This window comes from Paradesulfitobacterium aromaticivorans (assembly GCF_054657415.1).
Map to the genome: position 1 here is coordinate 74,330 of NZ_BAAHYT010000011.1, position 25,947 is coordinate 100,276.

Annotated in this window: 23 protein-coding genes; 19 read left to right on the forward strand and 4 right to left on the reverse strand. The window is 50.6% G+C overall.

Annotation, left to right across the window (positions count from 1 at the left end; genetic code table 11):
- Positions 1-225 precede the first annotated feature (225 nt).
- Both ACYQ2N_RS17200 and ACYQ2N_RS17205 read left to right on the forward strand, forming a co-directional pair.
- Positions 226-708 (forward strand): CoA-binding protein, encoded by a 483-nt coding sequence (locus tag ACYQ2N_RS17200; protein ID WP_460000648.1) that lies wholly within the window; start codon positions 226-228, stop codon positions 706-708.
- A 197-nt stretch (positions 709-905) separates the two neighbouring features.
- A complete protein-coding gene (locus ACYQ2N_RS17205; RefSeq protein WP_460000649.1) occupies positions 906-2,048 on the forward strand; it encodes a D-alanyl-D-alanine carboxypeptidase family protein in 1,143 nt (380 codons plus the stop codon).
- A 41-nt stretch (positions 2,049-2,089) separates the two neighbouring features.
- Here the strand turns inward: ACYQ2N_RS17205 and sigF are convergent, their stop codons facing one another.
- From sigF to ACYQ2N_RS17220, 3 genes are read right to left on the reverse strand one after another with little or no spacing between them, the layout of a single operon-like run.
- Positions 2,090-2,884, reverse strand: coding sequence for an RNA polymerase sporulation sigma factor SigF (gene sigF / locus ACYQ2N_RS17210; RefSeq protein WP_460000650.1), 795 nt, complete (start codon positions 2,882-2,884; stop codon positions 2,090-2,092).
- 11 nt (positions 2,885-2,895) lie between these two features.
- Complete coding sequence (spoIIAB, locus tag ACYQ2N_RS17215) at positions 2,896-3,333, reverse strand: anti-sigma F factor (RefSeq protein ID WP_460000651.1); 438 nt, start codon at positions 3,331-3,333, stop codon at positions 2,896-2,898.
- A gap of 3 nt (positions 3,334-3,336) precedes the next feature.
- A complete protein-coding gene (locus ACYQ2N_RS17220) occupies positions 3,337-3,681 on the reverse strand; it encodes an STAS domain-containing protein (protein WP_460000652.1) in 345 nt (114 codons plus the stop codon).
- A gap of 204 nt (positions 3,682-3,885) precedes the next feature.
- Here ACYQ2N_RS17220 and spoVAC point away from each other — a divergent pair, with 204 nt between their 5' ends.
- The 6 genes from spoVAC (at position 3,886) to ACYQ2N_RS17250 (ending at position 9,511) form a co-directional block, all read left to right on the forward strand.
- On the forward strand, positions 3,886-4,353 hold the full coding sequence (spoVAC, locus tag ACYQ2N_RS17225; RefSeq protein WP_460000653.1) for a stage V sporulation protein AC: 468 nt from the start codon (positions 3,886-3,888) through the stop codon (positions 4,351-4,353).
- 23 nt (positions 4,354-4,376) lie between these two features.
- Complete coding sequence (gene spoVAD, locus ACYQ2N_RS17230; RefSeq protein ID WP_460000654.1) at positions 4,377-5,384, forward strand: stage V sporulation protein AD; 1,008 nt, start codon at positions 4,377-4,379, stop codon at positions 5,382-5,384.
- Between the two features lie 13 nt (positions 5,385-5,397).
- Positions 5,398-5,760 (forward strand): stage V sporulation protein AE, encoded by a 363-nt coding sequence (gene spoVAE, locus ACYQ2N_RS17235; protein ID WP_460000655.1) that lies wholly within the window; start codon positions 5,398-5,400, stop codon positions 5,758-5,760.
- Positions 5,761-5,787: 27 nt separating this feature from the next.
- Positions 5,788-7,278 carry a spore germination protein gene (locus tag ACYQ2N_RS17240; protein ID WP_460000656.1) on the forward strand — a complete coding sequence of 497 codons (1,491 nt, stop codon included), beginning with the start codon at positions 5,788-5,790 and terminating at the stop codon, positions 7,276-7,278.
- A 16-nt stretch (positions 7,279-7,294) separates the two neighbouring features.
- On the forward strand, positions 7,295-8,377 hold the full coding sequence (locus ACYQ2N_RS17245) for an acyl-CoA dehydratase activase-related protein (RefSeq protein WP_460000657.1): 1,083 nt from the start codon (positions 7,295-7,297) through the stop codon (positions 8,375-8,377).
- Between the two features lie 126 nt (positions 8,378-8,503).
- Positions 8,504-9,511, forward strand: coding sequence for an acyl-CoA dehydratase activase (locus ACYQ2N_RS17250; protein ID WP_460000658.1), 1,008 nt, complete (start codon positions 8,504-8,506; stop codon positions 9,509-9,511).
- A 607-nt stretch (positions 9,512-10,118) separates the two neighbouring features.
- Here the strand turns inward: ACYQ2N_RS17250 and ACYQ2N_RS17255 are convergent.
- On the reverse strand, positions 10,119-10,403 hold the full coding sequence (locus tag ACYQ2N_RS17255) for a hypothetical protein (protein WP_460000659.1): 285 nt from the start codon (positions 10,401-10,403) through the stop codon (positions 10,119-10,121).
- A gap of 375 nt (positions 10,404-10,778) precedes the next feature.
- Between ACYQ2N_RS17255 and sucC the strand changes: the two genes are divergently transcribed.
- The 11 genes from sucC (at position 10,779) to ACYQ2N_RS17310 (ending at position 25,888) form a co-directional block, all read left to right on the forward strand.
- On the forward strand, positions 10,779-11,891 hold the full coding sequence (gene sucC, locus ACYQ2N_RS17260; protein ID WP_460000660.1) for an ADP-forming succinate--CoA ligase subunit beta: 1,113 nt from the start codon (positions 10,779-10,781) through the stop codon (positions 11,889-11,891).
- 14 nt (positions 11,892-11,905) lie between these two features.
- The gene (gene sucD, locus ACYQ2N_RS17265; RefSeq protein ID WP_460000661.1) at positions 11,906-12,769 is read left to right on the forward strand and encodes a succinate--CoA ligase subunit alpha; all 864 of its coding nucleotides are present in this window, start codon (positions 11,906-11,908) and stop codon (positions 12,767-12,769) included.
- Between the two features lie 59 nt (positions 12,770-12,828).
- Positions 12,829-14,370, forward strand: coding sequence for a UbiD family decarboxylase domain-containing protein (locus ACYQ2N_RS17270; protein ID WP_460000662.1), 1,542 nt, complete (start codon positions 12,829-12,831; stop codon positions 14,368-14,370).
- Between the two features lie 39 nt (positions 14,371-14,409).
- Positions 14,410-15,672: a CaiB/BaiF CoA transferase family protein gene (locus ACYQ2N_RS17275; RefSeq protein WP_460000663.1), complete on the forward strand. Its 1,263-nt coding sequence runs from the start codon at positions 14,410-14,412 to the stop codon at positions 15,670-15,672.
- A gap of 12 nt (positions 15,673-15,684) precedes the next feature.
- Entirely contained in the window at positions 15,685-16,902 is a 1,218-nt protein-coding gene (locus tag ACYQ2N_RS17280; RefSeq protein ID WP_460000664.1) for a CaiB/BaiF CoA transferase family protein, read from the forward strand.
- 340 nt (positions 16,903-17,242) lie between these two features.
- Entirely contained in the window at positions 17,243-19,765 is a 2,523-nt protein-coding gene (locus ACYQ2N_RS17285) for a xanthine dehydrogenase family protein molybdopterin-binding subunit (RefSeq protein WP_460000665.1), read from the forward strand.
- A complete protein-coding gene (locus ACYQ2N_RS17290) occupies positions 19,755-20,627 on the forward strand; it encodes an FAD binding domain-containing protein (RefSeq protein ID WP_460001745.1) in 873 nt (290 codons plus the stop codon). Before ACYQ2N_RS17285 ends, ACYQ2N_RS17290 begins: the two co-directional genes overlap by 11 nt.
- Positions 20,620-21,099 (forward strand): (2Fe-2S)-binding protein, encoded by a 480-nt coding sequence (locus ACYQ2N_RS17295; RefSeq protein WP_460000666.1) that lies wholly within the window; start codon positions 20,620-20,622, stop codon positions 21,097-21,099. Before ACYQ2N_RS17290 ends, ACYQ2N_RS17295 begins: the two co-directional genes overlap by 8 nt.
- 297 nt (positions 21,100-21,396) lie before the next feature.
- Positions 21,397-22,794, forward strand: coding sequence for a sigma-54 interaction domain-containing protein (locus ACYQ2N_RS17300; RefSeq protein WP_460000667.1), 1,398 nt, complete (start codon positions 21,397-21,399; stop codon positions 22,792-22,794).
- A gap of 129 nt (positions 22,795-22,923) precedes the next feature.
- Complete coding sequence (locus ACYQ2N_RS17305; RefSeq protein ID WP_460000668.1) at positions 22,924-24,285, forward strand: sigma-54 interaction domain-containing protein; 1,362 nt, start codon at positions 22,924-22,926, stop codon at positions 24,283-24,285.
- A gap of 250 nt (positions 24,286-24,535) precedes the next feature.
- Positions 24,536-25,888, forward strand: a complete 1,353-nt coding sequence (locus ACYQ2N_RS17310) for a dihydroorotase (RefSeq protein ID WP_460000669.1) — start codon at positions 24,536-24,538, stop codon at positions 25,886-25,888.
- Positions 25,889-25,947: the final 59 nt, after the last annotated feature.

A 25,947-nucleotide genomic window follows, 5' to 3' on the forward strand; every position in this document is an offset into this window, starting at 1 on the left:
CAGTGGAATTCGTCTTTCTAATACGGCAACAAATGATTTAGAAGATATCGCAAGTTATATTGTTAATGAACTTAGAGAACCAGCTATTGCAAAAAGATAAAACCGTTATAATTGTTAGAATCCTTTATGGCTTAAGAGATTGGGTTAATTTGCTGTAGGTCTAGTTTTGTGCCCCCCCGCGTATGGTGTAGGAGAAACGAAACCTTACGCGGGGGTGTTCGATCTTTGGCACGCGAGAAAAAAATATACCCTCTGGCTGAAGGGCTAACGACTGCCCAAAGTTATGCAGTTCTCGGAAACGAGGAGAAGTTTAAACGCCACAAACATGCCTGGCACGTCTGGCGTACACTCAAAGAATTTGGCTGTACAGTTTATCCGGTAGCACAGGGTATTACCCGGCTGGATGGATTCAAATTTTACGCTAACTTTACAGAATTAAAGGGCAAAGTGGATGTAGTGATCCCTTGCCTTTTGCCGCAGGATATTCCTTCCTTGGTTGAAGATACTGGTGTGGCAGGGGCGGGATATATTTGGTTTCAGGAACAGACCTGGACCTCGGAATTTGAGGAAAAGTGCCAAGGAGCCGGTATTATACCTGTGCAGGGGTGTGTGCTGAGACACAAAGTTTACCGCAAACCTTGGGGATTTATGAATCCTTGTTATTGGCACGGTCTGGGTGATCCCAAGGTAGTAAGCAGGAGGTTTTAGCAGTTTGCCAAGCTGGTGATCTGTCTCATTATGTCAAGGGAACAGTCCCGCTGACACACCGCTGACACACCGCTGACACACCGCTGACACACAAAGCCCCTAGGTGTTATAACACTTAGGGGCATTTTTTCTTTTTCGATAGATTTTTCTTTTCCGGGAATAATAATTCCATATCAATTGTTTGAGGAGGGTGTAAGATGCGCAGAAAACTAGCAGTTTTGTTAGCGTTGGTGCTTGCCTTAAATCTCGGGTTGGCGGTACAGCCTTTATACGCAGCTGAGATCGAAACCGAGGCGGCCAGCGCTATTTTAATGGATGCCGCCAGTGGCAAGATTCTGTTTGAGAAAGATCCCCATAAAGAGCTTCCTCCTGCCAGTGTCACGAAGTTAATGACTTTGCTGGTGGCGGCTGATGCCTTGCAGACAGGCAGAGTAAAGTTGACTGATAAGGTTACCGCCAGCGAGAACGCCTGCAAGCTTGGAGGATCGCAGATCTACCTCGAGCCAGGAGAGACTTTCACGCTCGAAGAAATGCTCATTGCGATCGCGGTAGGCTCAGCCAATGATGCTTGTGTTGCCGTTGCCGAACATATTAGCGGAACGCATGAAGCCTATGTGGAGGAAATGAATAAAAAAGCCCAGGATCTGGGGCTGCAGCATACGCACTTTGTGAACAGTTACGGCTTGCCTGCTGACGGGCACTACACGAGTGCTTATGACCTGGCCGTAATGGCGCGGGCAGCGTTAGATTATCCACTCATTCGCAAGTTGACTAGCATCAAAGAATATGATCTGCGTGGGGGTCAGTTTAAGCTGTGGAATACGAATAAACTGTTATGGTGGTACAATGGCACAGACGGGTTTAAAACGGGCTGGACTAATGAAGCGAAGTATTGCCTGGCCTCAACTGTGGAAAGAGACGGTTTGCGCCTAATCGCCGTGGTCATGGGTGTGCCCCAACCACGCGGACATTTTTCGGAATCCATGAAGATTTATAATTACGGTTTTGCCAAATACTCCTTTAAAGAGTTTGCCCCAGCGCAGTCTAAACAAGGAGTAATTAAAGTGCGCAAGGGGGACGGGGCGGAAATCAACGCGGTCACGGAAAAGGCTTTGGGCGTGACCGTGGAAAAAGGGAAGGATAAAAAATTCTGGGTCGAGACTAAGCTTAACCCAGAAGTTACAGCTCCGTTGCAGCAAGGGCAGAAAGTAGGAGAGATTTTACTTTACCTGGATAATGAGGTTCAAACTTCCGTAAACCTAGTCGCGGAAAAGGCAGTGCCGAGAGCAGGTCTGTATCAGCAGCTGACGCGCACTTTGAAAGCTGTACTAGGTTTCTAAACAAGCTTGTAAAGGAGTGTCAACTTGAGGGGCTCAGTTGGCTATGAAGTGCGCGGTGGGGGCTCGGGTACTTGCATCAGCTGCCGGATACGATGGAGGGCCGCTCGCTCGATGCGGGAAATTTGGACTTGAGAAAGCTTAAGCTGAGATGCAATCTCACTTTGGGTTTTGTCTTCAAAAAACCGCATGAGTAGGACTTTCTTCTCCCGCTCCGGTAGTTTGTCCAAGACTTCTTTGAGGGCAATTTTTTCAAACCAGCTGCTTTCTTGGTCCTTTTCCTGGGTTAACTGATCGAGCACGTAGATAGGGTCGGAGTCGTCTTGGTAGAGGGTGTCGTGAATGGAAGCAGGGCTTTGCACCGCTTCCAGCGCGGCCACAATCTCTTCCCGGTCGACTCCGATATTTTGCGCTATTTCTCCGATTGTGGGATCGCGTCCTAAGGTGGCGGACAGTTGATCACGGGCACGGTTAACTTTGTACACGAGTTCCTTATAGGAGCGAGGTACTTTGACAGGGTGGTCGTCCCGCAAAAAGCGCCTGATCTCCCCGATGATCATCGGAACTGCGTAAGTTGAAAATTTTACCCCATAACTAAAATCAAATTTGTCAATGGCTTTGATTAAACCAATAGTTCCGATTTGAAAAAGATCCTCGATTTCATATCCGCGATGGGCGAAACGCTGTACCAGATTAAATATTAATTTGAGGTTGCAGTTAATAAGCCTTTCTCTGGCTTCCTGGTCCCCTTCTCTGGCAGCGCGCAAAAGCTTCATCATTTCATCGTCCGAAAGGAGAGGGAAACGGGGCAGGTTCATTTCCGTTAAGCGTTGGATCATATCATCCCCCCCTAATGCGAGGAGGGCATAGTGTGGTCAAGGTACTTTACCATGGTGACCGTCGTGCCTTCGTCAACGGCTGATTCAACTTGAAGATCATCCATAAACGACTGCATAAACACAAACCCTAACCCCATTCGTTCCGGATCGGTGCTGTAAGCTGGCTGCATAGCCTGCTCGATGTCCGGTATGCCGCAACCGTTGTCTTTAACCGTTATTTTGAGGGATTCTGAATCAATTTCCAGGGTAAGGTTTACAATTTGGCTGGGATCATTGTGATAGCCGTGAATGATAGCATTGGACACGGCTTCCGAGACCACTACTTTAAGTTCCTCAATATCATTGAGGGAGAGGTCAAGTTGAGCGGCTACCGAAGCGATCAGCATACGGGCAATGCTAACATTTTCGGCCAGACTGGTAAACTTAAGCGTTAACTGGTTGTCTTTCATTCCTCATGCTCCCCTTCCTTCTTCCGATGCCACAGTTTCATCGGGATAGAAATTAATGATTTTCGGCAGTCCAGATAAATCCATTATTTTGAAGATGTGAGGCGGGACATTGGTGATTTTGAGCTTGCCGCCCAGGGGCAAAAGCTTCTTATAGCGCCCTAACAATACTCCTAGGCCTGAGCTGTCAATAAATTGGATTTCCTGGAGGTTGAGAATGACAGTGCGGACTCCCCGTTTGTCGATCTCAGCATCAATTGCCACGCGCAAAGAGTCGGCTGTTTTTAAGTCGAGATCCCCTTTCAAGCGCAAGAGCAGGGTCTGGCGCTCTATTTTTTTCTCAAACTGCATGGTCACTCCCCCTGTTGAACAATTCTCACCCTAAGAATTCGACGGCATCCAGAATTTTCCTGCTAGTTTTTTAGGAAAATATTAACGTATAAACAGAGCGGACGAGAATCATACTAAAGATTAGTTTTTATTTATGCCTACCTACAACTAAAACTGCTTCTTAAGTGGGAGATAAGTGGCATTCGGAAAGGAGGGAGGACTAAAATGGCCAGCCAGAATCTGCGTCAACCAACAATCACAGTTACACCGGATGAGTATGAGGGTCTGACCAAGCAATTCACACCCAAGCCGACGATAGTGAAAAACTCTGTCCGGGCCTTTGTCATCGGAGGCTTAATTTGCGCTCTAGGTCAAATCATGATCAATCTCTTGATAATGGGAGGGGTAGCCCTTACAGAAGCCCAGACAGTGACAACGGCTGTTTTGATTTTTCTAGGGGCGCTGTTGACAGGCTTAGGAGTTTATGATGAGATTGGCAAATTCGGGGGAGCGGGCGCGTTTATTCCGGTGACAGGGTTTGCTAATTCCATCGTGTCCCCTGCTCTCGAGTTCAAACGGGAAGGCTATGTTATGGGAGTGGGGGCACGCTTGTTTATGATAGCCGGGCCGGTACTGGTCTACGGTATTACCACATCCATTGTGGTGGGTTTGATTTATTATGTGCTCCATTAATCCTAGGTCTGGGGGTGAACGGATTGAACTTAAAACGTGTAGGTAATCAGACGGTTGTTTTCAGCACTCCGCCGGTCATTCTAGCTTCATATTCTGTGGTAGGTCCGTTTGAGGGACAAGGCCCCTTGGGCACGACTTTCGATGAGGTCTGGACTGACAATATTCACGGGGAGAAATCTTGGGAGAGGGCAGAAAGCAAGCTCCTGGAGACTACCATGCAAGGAGCACTGAAGCAGTCCGGTGTGACTACAGATCAAGTGGATTATATGCTGGCCGGAGACTTGCTTAATCAGATTATTTCTTCGAATTTCAGCGCCCGCACGATGGCTTTACCGTACATAGGCCTCTACGGAGCTTGTTCTACTATGGCTCTCAGTATGGCTGTTGGGAGCATGCTGATTGATGGTCAGTTCGCCCGTCATGTTCTTGTAGGGGTGTCAAGCCATCATGAGACTGCGGAACGCCAATACCGGCTCCCGACTGAGCAAGGGATGCAAAGGTCGATGAGCGCGCAGTGGACTGTGACAGGGGCAGGAAGTGTAGTTTTAGGACAGAGCGGGGTGGGGCCGCGGATTACGGCTGCGACCATCGGCAGGGTTCTTGATTATGGAGGAAAAGACACGGGCAATATGGGGGCCGCTATGGCTCCGGCAGTTGCAGACACTTTGCTCAACCACTTTAAGGATTTGAACCGCCAGCCCCAGGATTACGACTTAATTGCTTCGGGTGATTTGGGAACGGTTGGGCTGGCTCTCTCGCAGGAACTGCTTAAGCGAAGCGGGATATCCTCCGGACCGGAATTCACGGACTGCGGCGTCTTAATTTACAACCCTCAGCAGGATGTGCATGCCGGGGGGAGCGGCTGCGCTTGTTCGGCGGTGGTTTTTGCCGGAGATATCATGCAGCGCCTGAAAGCGGGTGAATTGAAACGTGTTCTGCTTGTGGGCAGCGGTGCTCTGCACAGTCCGACCTCCCAACAACAGGGGGAATCAATACCCGGGATCGGGCATGCCGTAGTGATTGAGGGATAAAGGGGGCAAAGACATGTTCGAGATGGTTATTCCTGCATTTATAGTCGGTGGCATTATTTGCGTAATCGGGCAACTCTTAATGGATCTTACCAAATCGTCTTTCACGCCCGCTCATATGCTTGTCGCTTTTGTCACAGGGGGTGCAGTTTTGGGGGCTTTGGGTTGGTATGCACCGCTTGTCAAAATATCAGGGGCGGGCGCGATGGTGCCTTTGTCCGGGTTTGGGTATACCCTTTCCAAAGGGGCAATGGAAGCAGTGAGCAAAAGCGGCCTGCTTGGTGCTTTTTCCGGTGGAGTTCAGGCTGGCGCTGTCGGGATTGCTGCAGCTGTGCTTTTTGGGTATCTGGTGTCTGTGGCTTTTAACCCCAAGGGTTAGGGCAGTTAAAAGGGGGAATTCTTTTAAGTGGATGCGCCAAGTGAAAAAAACATCGCAGTGAGCAAGAATTATCAAGAAAACGTGGATTTTCTGAATGAGCAGTTCGGTATCCCTGAGAGTTTTGACATCATGCTCAGGGAGATGACGATCGGCGGCAAAAAGGTGGCCATGTATGCTGTTAATGGCATGGTCGATGCACAGGTAGTGAGCCTTGTCCTTGACGCTTTAATTGACCTGGAGAGAGCGGATTTGGTCGTCAATGCCCTCGATAAACTGGTCAAGAGCAGAATAGTTAATCTCCAGGTGTCTGAAATAGACACTATGGATAAAGTAATCTATTTTATTCTCTCCGGTCCGATGGCGATTTTTGTCGAAGGACAGCCCAAGGCCATCGTTGTAGATTTGCGAAGTTACCCGAGCCGCAATTCGGAAGAACCGGACATCGAGCGGGTTACGCGCGGGTCCCGCGATGGCTTTACCGAGACGATAGTCTTTAACACTGCGTTAATCCGGCGGCGAATGCGTGACCCTATGCTGAGGACTAAGCTGCTTCAGGTGGGCAGCCGCTCCAAGACGGATGTCTGTGTCATGTATATTGAAGATGTAACCAACCCCCAGATGGTTAAAGAGATTATTGAAGAGATCCAGAAAATAAAGATAGACGGGATTCCAATGGCCGAAAAAAGCGTGGAAGAGTTCATCCTCGGAAGCAAAGTCTGGAATCCCTTCCCGCGCGTTCGCTATACTGAGCGTCCGGATGTGGCCGCCATCCATTTGCTGGAGGGGAATGTAATTATAATCGTGGATACTTCTCCATCCGTGATGATTGCGCCTGTTACCTACTGGCATCATGTCCAGCATGCGGAAGAATACCGGCAGGAGCCTGTTGTAGGTGCCTATTTGCGCTGGGTCAGGTTTATCGGTATTATTACCTCCGTGTTTGTGCTCCCGCTGTGGTTGGGAGTAGCCTTGAACCCGCAAGCGATGCCGGAGTGGCTGCAGTTTCTCGGGGTAGAGAAGCAGGTCAAGATTGGGCTCTTCCCCCAGATTATCTTGGCTGACTTAGCTGTTGATCTTTTGCGCATGGCTGCGATTCACACCCCGGCCCCGCTGGCTACGGCACTCGGTTTGATTGCGGCTTTTATGATGGGTGATGTTGCGATTAAAGCCGGGTTTTTTGTTCCGGAAGTTGTGATGTATGTAGCATTTTCAGCAGTGGGTTCGTTTGCAACGCCCAGCTATGAACTGGCTCAGGCCAACAGGCTCGTCAGGTTTTTCTTAATCATGCTAACAGGCTTTTTCAATTTCACCGGTTTTTTCATAGGGGTTTTTTTGGTTTTTTTCTTGTTATTACGGACTAAGTCATTTGGGATTCCATATCTGTGGCCGCTTATCCCACTTGATTTGAAAGCGCTGGGTACAATCTTGGTTCGGTCTCCGGTTCCTATCAAAAATAAGCGTCCCAGCGTCCTGAAGCCGCTTGACCGTATCCGGCAGCCTGAGGGGCGAAAAGAGTGAATCTAGGGGTGATCTTTTGAAAATCGGTTTTCCACGGGCTATTTTTTATTTTGATACATTTCCTTTTTGGGCAGGGTATTTTGAAGGTTTGGGAATTAAACTTGCAGTGTCCCCACACACCAATCGCTCAATCTTGGAAAAAGGATTAAAAAAGGCAAGTGATGATACTTGCCTGCCGATTAAGATCTTAAGCGGACATTTGGCATCTTTCTCGCCTGATATTGAAGCCGTGTTTTTGCCGCGGATGGTCAGTATCGAGGAGAAGACTTATCTCTGCCCGAAAATCCTGGGTCTTCCGGAAAGTGTGCTGGCAGCAGTTCCGGATGGTTTGCCCGTATTAACCGTCACGGTTAATTGGCGGGAAGGAAAGGCTCAGGTTCAAAAGGCTTTAGAAAAGCTGGGAGCAGAGCTTAATAAGAGTAAGTCCGAAGTACGAGTTGCTTTCGCCCGGGCGCAAGAGTATCAGCGAGAATATGAAGAGATGCGCCGGGCCGGGCGGACTTTCGTAGAAAGCATGGAGCACTTTGAAAGCTTAAGCAGTTCGACGGCTAAAACCCAGCCTACAGCGCAGTTGGGGACTGCGAGGGACGATAGTGTCAGGGGCTCTGAAGAAGGAAGCATACGCTTGCCGCACTCTGAACGACGCCCAACTATTGCCTTAATTGGGCATCCGTATTTAACTTATGAGTCTTATGGAAATCTCAATTTGCTAGCTAAATTAAAGGCTAAGGCCAAGCTCGTGTTCATGGAAAATGTGGAGCAGCTCCAGATCGAGGATAATCTTAAGGATTTGCGCAAACCCCTCTTTTGGAGTCAGGGCAAGCGCCTGCTGGGAGCGGGCCATTCATATGCGGCCAATACTTATGTGGACGGGGTGATATATCTCTCGTGTTTTGGCTGCGGCACGGATTCTATGACTCAGGATATGTTGGCACGCCGGGCTCGCGCCAATCATAAGCCCTATATGGTGCTAACCCTTGATGAGCACAGCGGGGAAGCAGGACTAATCACGAGGGTGGAAGCGTTTTTAGACATGATTGAGCGTAAAGGTAACGGGTTTGCTCCGCATGTAAGAGTTAAAGATGCTAAATCCCAGTAAGATAGATGAACAGTTCGACTGTATAGTAGTTGGGCATACTAGCGTGAAAGAGCGATGCGCTAGCAATATGAGGATAAGAATTCCCGTTAAATAACTGAGAAAACGAAATTGAGGGGAAGTGTAGTCATGTCTACGCAAAGCAGATATTTTCTAGGAGTGGATGTGGGTTCAGTCAGTACCAATTTAGTGTTGCTGCGCTGGGATAACCAGGTTGAACAGGCTCTTTATTTGCGAACACAAGGGCGGCCGATGCACACGGTTCAGGAGGGAATAAAGATTCTGCGCGAGCAAATCGGGTCGGAAGCGGAAATTATCGGAGTGGGAACTACCGGGAGCGCCCGCCAGCTAGCCGCAACCTTAGTGGGGGCCGATGTGGTCAAAAACGAAATTACCGCACATGCAGTAGCGGCTTCGCGCGCTCACCCAGGAGTGCAGACCATCTTAGAAATTGGCGGCCAGGATTCTAAAATAATTATCGTGCGTGACGGGGTGGTAGTGGATTTTGCGATGAATACCGTGTGTGCTGCCGGGACAGGTTCTTTTCTCGATCAGCAAGCTTCCCGCCTTGGGATTCCGATTGAGGAGTTCGGGCCACTGGCTGTGCAGGCCGAGCACCCAGTCCGTATTGCCGGACGCTGCTCTGTGTTTGCAGAATCAGATATGATTCACAAACAACAACTGGGGCATCCTCTGCCTGACATCTTGGCAGGTCTGTGCCAGGCAATGGTGCGCAATTACCTTAATAACGTGGGCAAAAATAAAGAAATCCGAGGGCCTATCCTCTTTCAGGGAGGGGTTGCGGCCAACCCCGGAATTCGCCAGGCCTTTGAACAGGAGTTGGGGCAGGAAATAATCGTGCCCGAGCACTTTGCGGTCATGGGTGCTTTGGGCGCAGCGTTTTTGGCCCAAGAGAAGGTAAGCGCGCTCGGTCAGGACCGCACCCGTTTCCGCGGGCTACAGTTAGCAGAGAGTAATTTTCAGGCTCGCAGTTTTGACTGCAATGGCTGTGCTAATCACTGTGAGGTGGTGGAGATCTTGCAAGAAGAAGAGACTCTGGCCCGCTGGGGGGATCGCTGTGGCAAGTGGTCAGCCACTATTAGGGAACGGGTGGGAAACGTAGAAGGAGGGGCCTAGTTTCCTTTATGCGGGCGCACTATGGCAAGATCGAGCGCAACCAATATCAGAATCGCAATTAGAATTGCCTCAAGTCCTTTGTCGGAAATCGGAGGGATAGCATTTCTGCTGGGCCAAGCGGTTACGCCATAAGAGGCGGGTATAAGTTGAGGAAAAGGGGACAAAGAAGTCCCAGAACTTTGCACAGGATAAGATGTTGAATAAGACTGAGCATTAGAATAGGCTGCGGGCCTGGGATAGGCAGAATGGTTAGGAAAGGCCTGAACCGATTGGAAAGGTGAGTGATATGGATAAGATGATTGGTAAGGGGAAAGATTAGAGTAAGGAGAAGGATTAGAGTAAGGAGAAGGATTAGGGTAAGATGATGGATTAACCGTGGGAAGGGAATAACCCGGTGGGCGTCTGGAAACCGAAGTATAGCTTGGGAGAGGGTTTGTGGCCGGGTACCCCCCAGGAAAGGCGGTCCGGACGCTATTGTACCGGAAAAGGTGGGGAGAAGGAACGTTACTGTTGTTAAACTGATTCATTCTTTGCCCCCCAAGCTTAATTAGTATTTATTAGAAATTTAATAGTTGAGGGCCCGGTTCACAGGAACTGGGCCCTAGTGTTATTGGGGACCGGAAGATGAGGATACTTGTTCCTCTGCTGTGGCCCGGTGTTTGCGAAAGAGCCTGACTGATTCAGTTTCCGGTGCCCAAGCTTCGTTTTCATAAGATGTGTCCGGTCCGGAGTACTTTTGGCCGCGGAAGAACATTTTGCCGAAGACACCAGTTGAATTTGTATTTGCGGCTGCTTCGGATGCATTTGTTTCCGGTACTGCCACTTTCTCCTGGTCGGGAGAGTCTGGCTGGTTTGGCGGAGATTTAAAATTAGATTTTTTATTGAAGAACATCGCTGCACCCCCTGTTCTAATGGTAGTATATTCCAGATACTGCGGTGTGCTACTTGTTTCTTTCAATTTGCTTTTTTGTTAAATATGTTTTCCCTGGATTTTAACAGTTGCTTGCTGTCTCAAAAATGAAATACATTTACTCGCTTTTAAGCTCTTAAGGGCCGGAGGTTTTAAGATTGAAACATTGTGTTTCAGCTTTTGAATAGTGCTCTTCGTATGAACGGAGAGTGCTATTTTTTATTTAAGGGAATGGTTAGCCATTTAACCTTCAAAATAGTGCCTTCAGGTACCAGATTCTGCAATTGAGGTCTAGGGTCGGAAGATTGGTACAAAGATTGCTCTATGGAAAAGGCAGACAGGAAAGGGGGGATAAGGTTGAAATTATATGAATACATGGGGAAAGAAATATTTGGTTCCTATGGCTTGCCGGTTCCCAAAGGCCGAGTAATAGATAGTGTAGCAGAGGCTAAGCAAGTGTTTGCGGATATCGGCGGATCAGCCGTAATCAAAGCCCAAGTTCTTTCAGGCAAACGGGGCAAAGCCGGCGGCATCAAGTTCGTTAACACCCCCGAGGAAGCTGAAAGTGCAGCCCGCGAGCTCTTAGGCATGAAAATCCAGGGATTAGCAGTCAAGCAATTGCTCATCGAAGAGAAGCTGAAGATTGACAAGGAGTTCTATCTTGCAGTAACGATTGACGCCCGCGCGGGGATGCCGGTGATGATCGCATCGGCTGCTGGCGGCATGGATATCGAAGAAGTTCCGGAAAATCAGATCGCTAAAAAATACGTGGACATTAGCTTGGGAATACAGCCCTATCATGCCCGAGAATTCAGCTACCGCCTGGGCTTACCCGCAGAACTTGCCCCAGAATTTGCCCGTATCTTAACAACTATTTTCCGAATATTTAGGGAACAGGATGCAGAACTTGTGGAGATTAATCCGCTGATACTTAGTGGAGATCACTTTGTGCTAGGGGATGCCAAGATCACCATCGATGATTCCGCTCTTACTAAACATCCGGATTTACCGAGGGTTGAAGAGCGCACAGATTTTGAAAAGCAGGCCCATGCTGTTGGGCTCTCTTATGTCGAACTAGATGGGGATATTGCGATTATGGCTAATGGAGCCGGGATTACCATGGGGACAATTGATGCGATTCAATATCACGGCGGTCGGGCGGCTAACTTCCTCGATGCCGGCGGTGGCAGCAATAAGGAGGCCACGGCCAAGGCTCTGGAAATCTTGCTCGTAAGTAAGCCTAAAGCGATCTTGATCAACATCTTTGGCGGGATCACACGCTGCGATGATGTGGCAGCAGCTTTTGCCCAGGTGAAGGCGGAAAAAGGAATAGACGTGCCGGTGGTTATCCGGTTAGTGGGGACAAACCAGGAAGAAGGGCTTAAGATTCTGCACGAATGCGGGATAGATGCTTATAAATCCATGAACGAGGCTGCCATGAAAGTGGTCGAACTGGCCAAGCTTGCCTGAGAGGAGGTGAAGGAATGGCAGCCATATTAGATGAAACGGCCCGGGTCGTGGTTCAGGGGATCACCGGCCAGCAGGGAATTTTTCATACCAAGCGCATGCTCGCCTACGGAACCAAGGTCGTGGCAGGGGTAACTCCTGGCAAAGGTGGTCAGGAAATTGAGGGAGTACCGGTGTATAACACCGTGGCTGAAACGGTTAAAGCGTGCGGTGCCAACCTCTCGTGCCTGTTCGTGCCCGCGCGCTTGGCCAAAGATGCCGCTATGGAAGCGATGGATGCCGGAATTAAAGTGGTGGTGGCGATTACGGAGCACATTCCGGTACACGAAGAAATGGAAATGGTGGAATTTGCCCGCCGTCAGGGAGCTGTGCTCATCGGACCCAACACGTTTGGGATTATTTCTCCCGGCAAGAGCAAAGTCGGAATCCCGCCTGATCAGTATTTCCAGCCCGGTCCGGTCGGGATTGTGGCCCGCAGCGGCACTCTTACCTACGAAATCGTGGCTAACCTAACCGAAGCCGGTTATGGCCAGTCAACCGTAGTGGGAATGGGCGGAGACCGCGTCGTCGGCTTATCTTTCATCGACATGCTGCAGAGATTCGAACGCGACCCTGAGACTAAGGCAGTGGTGTTGATTGGAGAAATCGGCGGCAATGCGGAAGAAGAGGCAGCTCTCTATATCAAAGAGATGAGCAAGCCTGTCATTGCCTATATCGCCGGCAAGAACGCGCCGCCTGGAAAACGCATGGGCCATGCCGGTGCGATTATCGAAAGAGGCAAAGGGACATTCCAGAGCAAGGTGGATGCATTGACGGCGTCTGGTGCGTTGATCGCAGAACTGCCTTTCCAGGTGCCGGAACTGATGCGCAAACTTATCTAGGATGCAGGCCGCATAGCGGTTTGTCATAAAAAAGTTAAGTAAAAAAGGGAGGATAAAACATGCCTGAGAAGGACATCACCAGTTTGAGAAGCACCCTGGAGTATCTGAAAGATGAAGAAGGAGAACTTTTGGTCACAGATGTAGAGATTGACCCGGTTCTGGAAATGACGGGCATCCAAAAGTCGTTTGAAGGAGGGCCGGCCCTTTTATTCGAGAATGTCAAAGGGTATCCCAACGCTCGTTTATCAACCAACCTGTTTGCAACCGGAGAAAGGCTTGCGAAGATTTTCGATGTGGATGATATCAGCAAGATGAAATTCAAGATTGCTAACGGCCTGACTCATCCGATTCCCCCCAGAGTTGTGGACGAGGCTCCGTGCCAAGAAGTGGTTGTCACCGAAAATATCGATGTGTGGCCGATTATTCCGATGATCCAGCATACCCCCAGTGATCCCGGCCGGACCTTAGGCGGAGGCAACACCCTGGTAACCGGAAAGTATTTCTGGGGTGGCACCCACATTAGTTACAACCGTATGAATTTCCGTGATAACAAAGATTTTTCCAGCTTCCAAATCTCCCCAGGTTCCCATACAGATATGATCGCGACTGAATGGTACAAAAAGGGTCCCATCCCCATGACCATTAACATGGGTGTGCCCCCGGCCTGTACCCTGATGGCCGGCAGCGGATTTATGTATGCTATCCTCCCCAAAGGCTGCGATGAGCTGGGTGTGGCCGGTGCTATTCAAGGTTCCCCGATCGATATCGTGAAATGTAAGACGATCGATGCCTACTCCATTGCCCAGGCGGAAATCGTCATCGAAGGCTATCTCGACACGACCGAGCACGTCTGGGAAAGCCCGCTGGCTGAGAAAGATCAAAAACAGGGGATTTATCCCTTCCATCCTGAGTGGTCAGGGTATATGGGCAAAGCCTATCGTACTTACAAGTTCCAAGTGACAGGCATCACCCACCGCAAGGATAAACCGATCTATTATCCTTTGGCAGTGCACAGCTACGATGACCACTACATTGACTGCTCAGTCAGGGAAGCTACTTTCTTGGAACTGGCAGACAGAATCGTGCCCGGACTCGTGATTGATACCCATATCCCGCTCGGCATGACGGACTGGGGCGGCGTCATTTTCCAAGTGAGAAAGCGCCGCAAACGGGATGATGGCTGGCAAAAAAATATCCTGGCTGCCGCCGCCGCCCTTTCTCAAGGCTTGCGCCTAACAATTGCGGTGGATGAAGATGTTGACATTTACAATGCGGAAGATGTGCTCTGGGCTCTCTCGACCCGGGTTGATGCGGATAAAGATATTCAGACTATCGCTGCCGGTGGCATGGGTCAGACCTTCCAACCCGCTGAGAGAAGTGCAGCAGCCCCCGGTGCCCAGTGGGTACGTTCTGAATCCAAGTATTCCGGCGCTGTCGCTATTGACGCCACGGTACCGTTCGAGTTCAAGTGGGCATATGAGCGGGCAGGATATCCGGTTGACCGCGTTAACTTAAGCAAGTGGTTCAAAGAAGATGACATCAAGCGCGCTTTAGAATCTGCCAATCCGTATTCTAAGTGGCTGGCAATGAAGGGAATCTAGCAATGCCTTTACTTAAAACGAATTATGGAGGTGGTGGTTATGGCTTCCCAAGGGCAGCAGGGATTGCTGGAAGGATACCGTGTCCTTGATCTCACGGATGAACTTGGCTGGCTTGCCGGCAAAATTATGGGCGACCTGGGGGCCGATGTCATCAAAGTAGAGAAACCGGGGGGAGACACGGGGCGTAATATTGGACCATTTTACCATGATATCCCGCATTCGGAAAAAAGTCTCACTTGGTGGGCCTATAACACTAATAAACGAGGTATCACCCTGGATATCACGGTGCCTTCCGGGCGGGAGTTGTTTTTGCGCTTGGCAGGAAAAGCGGATTTTGTGATTGAAGGGTTTCCTCCGGGCTATCTGGCAGAAATCGGTCTCGGGTATGATGAATTGCATAAGCTCAACCCGGGCTTAATCCTCGTGTCGGTCACTCCCTTCGGACAGAGCGGTCCCTATAGCACGTACCGGGCCTCTGATCTGGAAATCATGGCCACCAGCGGGCTTTTGACCTTGTTTGGCAGTCCGGATCGCCCTCCTGTTCGGGTGGCAGTGCCTCAGTCCTATATGTGGGCCGGCATGAGCGCCGCCATGGGGGCTTTGCTTGCCAACTATTACCGCGGAGTCAGTGGGCAGGGGCAACATGTTGATTTGTCCGGACAGGCAAGCTGCCTGTGGGCAGTGACCCCGGCTCAGGCCAACTGGGATGTCTTGGAGAAGGATTTAAGCCGGGACGGGGAATTTATCACCGGACGCAGCATTACCGGGGCCAAAATGCGGGCAATTTACCGCTGTCGGGACGGTTACATCAACTTTATTGTGTATGGCGGGGTAGCGGGGCGCGCGACCAACAAGGCTTTGGTGGCATGGATGAAAGAGGACGGTATGGCACCCCAATTCCTGATCGACAAGGAATGGGATAAATTCAATATCGCGACTGTTACCCAAGAAGAAATTGATGTCATTGAGCAGCCGATTGCGGAGTTCTTGGCAACTAAAACGAAGGCCGAGTTTTTCGAGAATGCAATCGAGAGACGGATGCTTGGCTACCCGGTGGCTACGGCAGCAGATATTGCCACTGACCCGCAGCTTCAAGCGCGCGATTTCTGGCAAGAAGTCGAGCATCCGGAATTAGGGGTGTCCATCACATATCCCGGAGGGTTTGGCAAATTCTCGAACGCACCGTGCGGGATCAAGAGACGGGCACCGTTAATTGGGGAGCACAACGTGGAAGTATTCGCTGAGGAACTGGGCTTAAGCGCGCCTGAACTTGTGCGCTTGAAAGAGAGCGGTGTGATCTAAGGGGGGAGAAGGATGAACAGACAGGCTCTGGCCGGGCTTAAGGTAGCGGAATTTGCCGCTTATGCCGCGGGTCCGGTCACCGGTAAGCATTTGGCGGACTTTGGAGCCACCGTGGTGCACATTGAATCCGGAGGGAGGCCGGACGGCTTTCGCGTCCAGTATCCCCCGTTCGCCGGGAACATTCCCGGAGTTAACCGCTCCGGCACCTTTGCGGTCTGCAATAACAACAAGTATGCGATTACGATTGATCTCAAAGCCAACGGCGGTATTGAATTGGCGAAAGAGGTAGTGGCCTGGGCTGATGTCGTGATTGAGAATTTCACGCCGGGGACGATGGATCGTCTGGGGCTTGGCTATGAGGAGCTACGTAAGGTTAACTCTGGTTTAATCATGCTCAGCACCTGCAATCAGGGTGCGGATGGCCCTCACGCCAGCCACCCGGGGTTTGGCTCCCAGCTTACTTCGTTATCGGGATTTACGCATTTGACGGGATTTCCTGACGGGCCACTCTCCCTGCTGTTTGGGCCGTACATTGACTTTATCGGTGTGGGCTACGGTGTGATCGCGGTCTTAGCTGCTTTGGATCATCGGCGGCGTACCGGAGGGGGACAATACATTGATCTGGCCCAGTATGAGAACGGCCTGCAGTTTTTGAGTCCGATTATGCTCGAATATAACGCGAACGGGAGAGTGTGGGAGCGCGCAGGCAACCGTTGTGATTATGCCGCACCCCATGGAGTTTATCCGTGTAAAGGTGAGGACAGATGGTGTGCGCTCAGTGTATTTTCCGATGATGAATGGCAGAAACTGCGCGTGCTCATGGGCAATCCGGCCTGGGCTAAAGACGCTAAGTTTGACACGCTGCTTGGACGCAAACAGCATGAAGACGAGCTTGACGCAGGCCTGGCGGCCTGGACCGCGCAGTATACTCCGGAGGAGTTGATGGCTACCGTTCAGGATGCAGGCTTGCGCGCCGGTGCAGTCAACCGCATCAGGGATGTGTATTCTGATCCGCAATATGCGCACCGCAATATGTGGCGCGGGCTTGAGCATGCGGAAATGGGGCTATTCCATTATCAAGGGCCGCCGTTCGAGTTGTCAGAAACCTCATCGGTTCTGGACCGCCCGAGTCCGCTCTTAGGCGAGCATAATGAAGAGTTTTTCTGCGAGATTTTGGGGATGCCCAAGGAGAGATACCAGGGGTTGGTGCAGAATAAAACGATCGCATAGGGTTCGAGGCTCGAGCCCGAGGCGCGAGGCTCGAAGTCCGAAGTCCGAGGTTCGCACAATATTTTGCAAGCCTTCCTTACAAGTGCAGTTGACGTGGCGCTCGTAGGAAGGCTGTTTCTAATTCGTTAACTGTCAGCGAACTCTAATAACGGCATAAAATAGGACAATTCTAAATATCTTTCGAACCCAAGTCATCTTATTAGTTTGAGTATCCCGAAGTTGTGGTTCTTTTACTTCTGAAAAACTTAATTTTCTATCTTCCGACGGGTTACACAAGAAGGTTACGTCTACATTAAGCCTTGGTCTAAAGCCTTAATGTGGAAAATAGGGGGGCGAAGATTTGAGCACTGAGCTGGGAAGCGTTGCTTCCCTAATTCGCAGGGAAACTTGGGAGAAAGTGACCGGAGAAGCGGTATTCGCCGCTGATTTTGACTTGACTAGGCATCTCGAAGGGAAGGTTTTGCGCAGCCCTCACCCCCATGCCAGAATTGTTGGGATCGATACGGCCCAGGCTCGCAGGCTCCCGGGAGTATATGCAGTAATTACCGGGAACGATCTGCCGAAGGAGTGCTTTGGCAATGGGGTGGCTGATCAGCCGGTGCTGGCCAGGGAGAGGGTCTTGTTTGCGGGCGAAAGGGTCGCTGCCGTGGCGGCTGTGGATGAGGATACGGCCTTGGAAGCCTTGTCCTTAATTAAGGTTGAATATGAAGAACTCCCGGTGCTGGCTGACCCGCTTACGGCCATGCGAGAGGGAGCCCAAGTTTTACATTCCGGGCGTCAGGGCTACCGTAATAACCGAGTCTTGGAAAAAATCCCCGGGTTGGAGATGATGAACATAGCCGACCATGTCCAATACAGTATCGGGAACGTCGAAGCAGGTATGGCTGAAGCAGATTTAATCTTAGAACACACTTTTCGCACCCAGGTTGTACATCAGGGCTACCTGGAACCGCATTTTGCCCTCGTTCAGACCGGAAGGGACAAAGGAGTAAGAGTATGGACGAACAACAAAGCGCCATTTCAATTGCGGACTGAACTGACCAAGCTGCTGGGGCTGCCTATAACCGATATCGAGGTGATCTACGGCTTTATCGGTGGGGACTTTGGCGGGAAAGGAGCGGTGATGGATGAGCCAGTTTGTTATTACTTATGTAAAGCCTGTGGCCAGCCGGTGCGGATAGTGATGACAACCCAAGAGGAATTACTGGCGGCCAACCCGCGCCATGCCTCGGTTATCACCCTTAAAAGCGGATTTAGCCGGGATGGGCGTCTGTTGGCTCGGCAAGCAACCGTGGTTTTTGACAGCGGCGCTTATGCCGGGGCTAATTCCCATCCGCTGGTCGGCGGTTTGCGACGTGCCCTGGGGGCTTACCGGATACCCAATACTCTGATTGATGGCTACGCGGTTTATACCAACTCCGTCCCCACCGGTCACTGCCGCGCGCCGGGGGACCCCCAGGTGTTCTTTGCGGTTGAATCCCATACAGATATGCTCGCGGAGGCAGTAGGATTAGACTCTTATGCGTTTCGCCGCCTCAATGTCCTGCGCCCCGGAGATAAGTCACCGAGCGGACTAAAATGGAAGGGGATCAATGCTCTGGAAACTCTAGACCTGGCCGTAACTCATTCGGAGTGGGGTAGGGTGACAGGGGGAGAGGAGATGGCTGGAGGACGTGAGGTGGTGTTTTCTTCTAACAGTAGGGGTATGAGTTATTTAAGTAGGGAAGATGGGACGGCGGAGTCTATTCAAAGTACTTCCCCTAACGTTCATAAGTATGGAATCGGTATGGCTTTGACCGAACGATCTACCGGACTCGGCGGCTCGGCGGCAATAGTTGCAATCCATGCGGATGGCAGCGCCACAGTGGTTAGCGGGGCCACTGACCCCGGCACCGGCAGCCAAACGATCCTGCGCCATATTGCCGCCCAAGAGCTTAGCCTTCCATTGGCCAAAATAACCTTCCGCGGCGGGAACACGGGCATGGCCCCTTATGATAATGGGAGCGGTTCCAGCAGGGTCACCCATGTAACCGGGCAGGCAGTGCGTCTTGCTGCCCAGGACGCACTCAACCAGATAAGGGAGCTGGCGGCTCTGCAGTTAGGTATTGCACTAGAGGAGTTGTCTTACCGGAATGGGACCTTTAGCGGGCCTAAAGCAGCCTCGGTCACAATCGGCCAGATCCTGGCCAAAGCAGGCCGGAGTAAGAATGTCGTCATTGGCAGAGGGAGCTATGTATCCGAGAAAGGGGACAGTACCTGTTTTTCGGCCCAGGTAGCGGAAGTGCAGGTGGACACGGAGACCGGCCAAGTAAGGGTCTTGAGAGTAATAGCGGCCAATGATATCGGGCGGGCTCTAAATCCGGCGGCAGTACAGGCCCAGGTCGAAGGGGCTGTCATTCAAGGCATGGGGTTTGCGCTCAACGAAGAACTGCCGCGTATGGGCGGTCGTCCCCTGGTGCAGAGCCTTGCAGATTATAAAATGGCCACAGCTTTGGATGGGCCCGCAGTCGAGAGTTACCTGCTTGAAGGCGCATCGGGCCCAGGACCGTTTGGGGCCAAAGCGATCGGAGAGCAGGGAATTGCCGCCACAGCTCCGGCAATTGCTAACGCGATTTATAATGCTGTGGGAGTCCGAATTTTTGATTTGCCCATTACCGCCGAGAAAGTGAAAAGGGCACTGGATGAGAAACGGGCGCAGGGGATTGCTCAGGAGTCAGAGAGGGACACGGGGCTTGGGGCCGATCAAGTACTTGAGATAGGTCTCGAACCCGGGACCAGCGGTTTGCTTGCGGACCAAAAGGCACGCCAGATTGAAAAGGTACGGCAAGCCCAGGAGAAAGTGGGTGACGATCATGAGATTTAAGATGCTTGAACCTTCAACCTTAGACGAAGCGCTAGACCTTGTGGCAGCAACAGATGTACCAATTCTAGCCGGGGGCACAGACTTACTCATAAAGATAAAACGAGGCCTGATGCGACCGCATGCTGTCTTATCCCTTCACCGAATAGCAGCCCTCAACTCTCTATCTTATAAGGCGGGGACAGGATTATATATCGGGGCGTTGGTGACCCATGCCAGAGTGGCCCACAGCCCGATAGTCAAAGAAAAGTTCTCCGCCCTGGCGCAAGCCTGTGCGGTCGTGGGTTCACCCCAGATTCGCAATCTCGGAACGGTAGTCGGCAATATCGTCAATGCTTCCCCGGCTGCAGATACGGCTCCCGCTTTATTAGCGCTGGGTGCGGAAGTAATTGTAAGGGGATCAACCGGAGTGCTCACTGTGCCGTTGCGTGATTTCTTCCTTAGCCCCGGACATACCCTGATCGGGCGAGGGGATATTATTGAGGCCATTATCGTGCCGGAGCCTTCATCCGGAACATCCTCAGTCTACCTTAAACTTGGCCGGCGTCAAGCCCTGGAGATTTCCATCTGCGGCGTGGCTTTAGCGGCACGGCGGGCACAGGATAAATGGGAAGAAGTAAGGCTTGCCTTAGGCGCAGTGGCCCCAACTCCTATGCTGTCCTCTGAACCGGCTTTGCTCTTGGAGGGGAAAGAATGGACTACCGAGCTGCTTAAGCAGGCCGGTCGTTCGGCTGCCGCTTTGTCTGCTCCGATTGATGACCAACGCGCCTCCGCCCAATATCGCCGGGATATGATCGAGGTGCTTGTGGGGAGATGCGGTCATGCCCATAATGAAAGGATGGCAGGGAGGAGCGCAAATGGATAGGACATTCACGTTGCATATAAACGGGGAAGATCAGCAGGTAGCCTGTGACGAAGGGAAGACCTTGCTCGAAGTGTTGCGCGATTACTTGGGACTTAAAGGCACCAAGAAAGGATGTGACGAAGGGGATTGCGGCGTCTGCACCGTGCTTATGGACGGCCAGCCGGTCAACTCGTGTCTGGTGCTCGCGGTCAAAGCGGAAGGACATGAGATCATAACCATTGAAGGGCTCGAACAAGAGGGACGACTGCATCCGCTCCAAGAGGCCTTTGTGGAGGACGGAGCGGTGCAATGCGGTTACTGCACCCCGGGGATGGTTCTTTCATCCAAAGCCCTGCTGGATACAATCCCAAACCCTGATGAAGGAGAGATCCGTCACGCCCTCTCGGGTAATCTGTGCCGCTGCACGGGATATGTAAGGATTGTCAAGGCTGTGCAAACCGCCGCGGAACGTATGCGTGAGCAGGGGTATTAGAGTTCTTGAAACAAAAGAAGGCGAAACATTATGGGCGACATAGGTTTTAGAAAGATTTCTAAAGTCCCACTGCTCGGTGTGAAGATAGAGTAAATGTGCTAGCTGAATTAACTCAGAACATCCAGAATGGTTTTAGGAAAAGACGGTAGAAAACCTCTTAGAAGGGTTTCAACCGTCTTTTCTCATGTCTAATAAAGTCCAACTTTTTGAGCAAGAATCTTAATAGTAAGATTCTGGCTTTGGCTCTAAGATATAAATGGACGGGTCTATCCGAACGGCAAGGAGGTTAGCTTACCCATGCCTTTGACTGCGAAAAGCCTTGGAAGCTTTCCCAACGAAATGCTGTCTATCTTAGATTGCGCCCTTGAAGGGGTGATGGTGGCTGATGACAACTGCGTTATCTCCTATATTAATCCGGCTTACAGCCGACTGACGGGGCTGGACCCTAAGCAGGAAATAGGGCGTGTCCTGCATGAGAATATCCCTTCGGGCCCCCTACGGGAGGCGATTACAACAGGCAGACCGGTATACGGACGCCGTTATCAGCCCCCTGGCTCCAAAGCCGAGCTGATCGTCAATGCTGCCCCTATTTTCGTGAACGGCCAGATCGTGGGGGGAGTATCCTTTTGCCAGGACATCTCGGACATTTTGCTTTTAACTAAGAAACTGGCTCAGAGTACGGAACTGGTTAATACCCTCACGGAAAAGTTGGAGAGCTGGGGAGGAGCGCGTTATTCCTTTGATGACATTGTCGGGGAAGCGAAAGTGCTCCGGGATGCGGTCCAGATTGCACGCAAGGCTGCGCTGGGTTCGTCCACTGTATTGCTGCTGGGCGAAAGCGGGACCGGTAAAGAACTTTTTGCCCAGGCTATCGCCAACGCGAGTGAGCGTCGCCGTAAACCGTTTTTCACGGTTAACTGCGCAGCCATCCCAGAAAACTTGCTGGAAAGCGAATTTTTTGGCTATGAAAAAGGAGCGTTTACCGGAGCCAACAGGCGTAAAATCGGGCTTTTTGAGAAGGCAGACGGGGGTACGGTTTTCTTGGATGAGATAGGAGACATGAGTCTGGTTTTGCAGGCTAAGATTTTGCGTGTGCTGCAGGAGGGGGAGATTACCCGCTTAGGAGGATGGCAGCCGATCAAGGTCGATGTGCGCTTAATTTCTGCGACCAACCGCAACCTCGCACGGATGGTGGAGGAAGGAAAGTTCCGCCAAGACCTATATTTCAGGCTTAACGTCGTGAATATTATGATTCCGCCCTTGCACGAGCGGCGTGAAGACATCCCACTGTTGTGTCGGCATGTGTTAAACCGTCTTAACCGCAAGTTGGGTTGCCATGTTGAAGGTGTGGAAGAGCAAGCCATAGAACTGTTAATCTCCTATAATTGGCCGGGCAATGTCCGGGAGCTGGAAAATGTTTTGGAGCGCGCGATCAACCTTACTGAGGGCTCGGTTATCACTGCCGAGAACCTGCTCTTGCCGGAACAAAAAAAAGGACGGGGCATAACTCCGGCTACGCATGCTGCCACGCGAGCTAAGGATAACGAGGAACGGATTCTTTCTTTGGCTGCCCAGGAACGATTGGCGATCGAACAGGCCTTAAAGCAGTATGGAACAACTGTCGAAGGAAAGACACAGGCCGCCCGGGTTCTAGGAATTTCCCTGGCGACCTTGTATAAGCGGCTGAAAAGCTAGCACTGAGGCTGAGGCGGTAAATCGTTAATTCGTTTTGAGATGGTCCGAGCTAAAGTTGGATGTGGATAAAGATATTACAGGAAAGTATTGGTGCTTTCAGCACCAAAATCATTCTTGGAGGATATGGCAATGGCCGAATTGGATAGTATTCTAAATGACGGGCTCCGGGCGGTGCTAGACTCGGCTATGGAAGGTATTATGATCGCTGACAGGAAAGGGGTATTTCGCTATGTCAACCCAGCTTATGCCCGGATTACCGGAATCGCGATCGCCGAGCGGATCGGTGTGATGGTTACTGATTTGGTTTCGCAGGCCCCCATAATGGAAGCTCTTAAACTCGGAAAACCAGTCTTTTGTGCGCGGATGCGCCCTAAAGGTTCAGCTGTAGAAATTACTGTAAAGGCATCCCCGATTGAGGTAGAAGGTGAGGTTGTCGGGGTGGTGGCTTTTTGTCAAGATGTCAATGAAATGCTCCGGTTAAACGAGGAACTTAAGAAGAGCGACACGATGGTAATCGATATCATGGGTAAAATCGGTAATGCTACGGGGGCAATTTATACTTTCGAAGATATCGTCGGGGTTAATGAAACACTGTTAAAGGCCAAAAGTATGGCCCGACAGGTGGCCTTAAGTGATTCGACCGTACTTATCTGCGGAGAAAGCGGTACAGGAAAAGAGCTGTTTGCCCATGCCATTCATAACCTGAGCCATCGTCGTCAAAAGAATTTTGTCAAAATTAACTGTGCAGCCATTCCTGAAAATCTCTTGGAAAGTGAGTTTTTCGGTTACGAAAAAGGGGCATTTACAGGCGCTAACCGATCCAAGACCGGGTTATTGGAAATAGCAAATGGTGGTACGGTTTTTCTTGATGAGATTGGCGACATGAGCCTGGCTTTACAATCAAAATTATTACGCGTCTTGCAGGATCAACAATTTATCCCAGTTGGATCAACAGAAACGAAAAAGGTCAATATCAGAGTAATTGCAGCGACAAATCGGAATCTTGAGGAAATGATGGCCAAAGGGCAGTTCAGGGAGGACCTTTTTTACCGGCTGAAAGTGGTGAGCCTCCTGATCCCCGCGTTAAGGGAAAGAAAAGATGATTTAGTTGCCGTGTCCCAGGTGATCATTACCAGGCTCAATCGTCGCTTGCAGAAGAGCGTGAGCGGTATAGATCACGAGGCTTTACTTAAGTTACAGCATTACGCCTGGCCGGGAAACATCCGGGAATTACAAAACGTTCTAGAAACTGCAATGAATTTCATGGGAGATGACAGAACTCTGCTTTCTGAACATCTCAATCTACCGACCCCTTTGCTTAATAACATGAATGTTCATGGGCTGATCCCGTTAAAGGACATGGAGGCCTACATGCTGCGCAAAGCCTTGCAGCACTTCGGCGACACATTGGAGGGCAAGAAAAAGGCGGCTGCTGCTCTCGGAATTTCCCTAACAACACTGTACAGACGTACAAATGACTTGTCATTATGAAAACTACATTTTCAAATTGAAAACAAGAAATTTTGCACCAATAGTAAGAATTTTCAATTATCTTTATTATCAAAATGAAAATTTCAAAATCAATTCCGAATAGGAAATTACATATTTTCCAGTTTTCAGTACCTGGCATTGAATTTGCAATGTTTATTAAGGTAAGAACACCTAGTTAAGAAATACCTACCGCAGTCGGATGGCTAGTAGATAAGGGATGAAAGCAGCGAAGAGTCGAGGTGTCGGTGGAATGGTCTATGATTTATTGATCAAGGGAGGCAAGTTGGTCTTAACTGGCCAGGGTGTTGTCGAGGGAACCCTGGCAATCAAGCACGGGAAAATAGCTGCCATTATGCAGCCGTTCGATGTTCCTGACGCCTTGGAAGCAATTGATGCACAGAGGAAGTATGTACTTCCGGGAGTGATTGAAGCTCATGCCTACTACGGCAGGGGGGCGCTACTGGAGGACTATGCCAGTGAAACTTGCTCTGCAGCCCTGGGGGGCGTTACTACAGTTATCACTAATGTGGCCTGTCCTCACGATTACGATGGGGTGTATCACCAGTTAAGGCAGGCCGGAGAAGAAAGATCCTATATCGATTTCTCATTCCATTTTTCCTTGATGGTAGATGGGAATCTTGAACGGCTCGAACACTATGCCCGCGATTTTGGGGTCAGCAGTTTTATGTTTTATATGGGCTATAAAGGTGAAGAAGGCCGCCTAATGGGACTTTTGGGTTGTGATGACGGACTTATGTATGAAGGGTTTACCAAAATTGCCCATATCCCGAAAGGACTTGCCTGTGTGCATTGCGAAAACGTCGAGGTGATCGATCGCCTGAAAAAGCCCTTGCGTGAACAAGGTAGGGAGAACCTAATAGCTTGGGCTCAGGCTCGCCCTTCGTTTACAGAGGCTGAAAGTATCCAGCGTGCACTTTACTTCGGCAGACTAACTGGCTGTCCGGTTTATATAGTAAACCTTAGTTCGGAGCAGGGTTTGAATATGGTTAAGGAATGGCGGCAGAAATACGATCACTTTTCTGTCGAGACTTGCCCACATTATCTTACCCATACAAAGTTCGCCGATGAGGGAAAACTGGCCAAGGTAAGCCCTCCTCTACGGACAGAGGCAGATGCCGAAGCCCTTTGGCGTGGATTGAAAGAGGGGTACATCGATACTGTGGCTTCCGACCACGTAGCCTATAGTCAGGAACAAAAACTGGCAAGCATTTGGGATTCGCCGCCGGGATTTCCGGGATCAGCCACGATGCTATCTGTCCTGCTCAGCGAAGGGATCGCCAAAAGGGGATTGTCCATTGAACGGGTGGCGGAACTGACTTCTACCAACGTAGCCAAAATCTTCAACCTTTTTCCGCGTAAAGGGGCACTAATGATTGGTTCCGATGCAGACTTTACTATCGTTGACCTCGAACTAGAGCGCCGGGTGGACGCTAAGGATATGCTGTCCAGCTCTGGAGTTTGCATTTACGACGGTTATACACTTAAAGGTTGGCCGGTGCAGACGATAGTACGTGGCCATCTCATCATGGAAGATGGCAAGATTATTGGCAAGCCAGGTCACGGGAAGTATGTGGGGCGTTAACGCCAGAAAATTAAGAATACTACGACTATTAAAGAGATGGGATACGAGCAATTACTAAG